Genomic DNA, 846 nt, shown 5'->3' with positions numbered 1-846 from the left:
CCTTGGGACAGCCGTAGCGCTTCTTGATGTGGCGCAGCACGCGCACCTGCATCGGCACGATATCGAGCTGTTCGCTGACGTCCTGGCCGATCTCGACCATGGGCGTGCCGCAGGCGCAGGTGCGCTCGGCCTCGGGGACGTCATGGATGACGTCGATGCGCGGCAGCTCGATGGGCAAAGGCTTGCGCTTGCCGCGCGCCTTCTTCTTGCCGGCGTCGGCCGGGGTCTGGCCAGACGGCTCGGTGGCCGGGGGCGGCAGAGTCGCGGTGTCGTCCGCCTCGGGTGCGGATGCGGCCAGCGCTTCGGCCTCGTCGAAGAGCCAGCCCTGGCCCGCGTGCGATTCGCTGCTGGGCCCGAACATGCGCCGACGCGCCAGGCGTAGTTGCTCGTAGATCTCGAGGATGCGCGCCTCGAAGGCCTTTTGCAGTTCCGCCTCGCGGGCATCAAAGGCTGCCTGCCGTTCGGCTTCACGTGCCTCGAACGCCTGCTGCTGTGCCAGCAGCAAAGCTTTGAGCGCCGCTGGATCGTCGGGCAACTGCTCGGGGAGGACGGATGCGCACACGCCGACGGCGGGGTTCGAGCGAGGGACGGCGGTACGTTGCGGCATGCCGGAATTATACCCGATCATGCTACGTAACTGATTGGTAATGCAGCGTTTTATGCGGTTTAGCCGCCCACAGATCGAAGCCTTCGAGCAGCCACTCAAGCTCCTTCATCGTCAGCGTGCAGGTGGGCTGGCCCGCCTCGGCCGCCGGCCAGGCGAAGCGCTCGGCTTCGAGTCGCTTGTACCAGAGGCAGAAGCCGTTGCGGTGCCAGTACAGCGCCTTGAGCTTGTCGCGGCGGCGG

General features: G+C 66.9%; 2 protein-coding genes. Both read right to left on the bottom strand.

Annotated features, from left to right (window positions below; genetic code table 11):
• Positions 1–607: IS66 family transposase (locus tag BB334_RS17300; protein WP_198531295.1), on the bottom strand; the 607-nt coding region annotated here is incomplete at its 3' end.
• A 22-nt stretch (positions 608–629) separates the two neighbouring features.
• On the bottom strand, positions 630–846 hold a 217-nt coding region (tnpB, locus tag BB334_RS17295; protein ID WP_158014439.1), incomplete at its 5' end, for an IS66 family insertion sequence element accessory protein TnpB.

It is taken from the genome of Thauera phenolivorans, from assembly GCF_001696715.1.
GTDB classification, from domain to species: domain Bacteria; phylum Pseudomonadota; class Gammaproteobacteria; order Burkholderiales; family Rhodocyclaceae; genus Thauera; species Thauera phenolivorans.
Note: the sequence above shows the minus strand (reverse complement) of the source record. Positions and strands in the feature narration are given on the sequence as shown.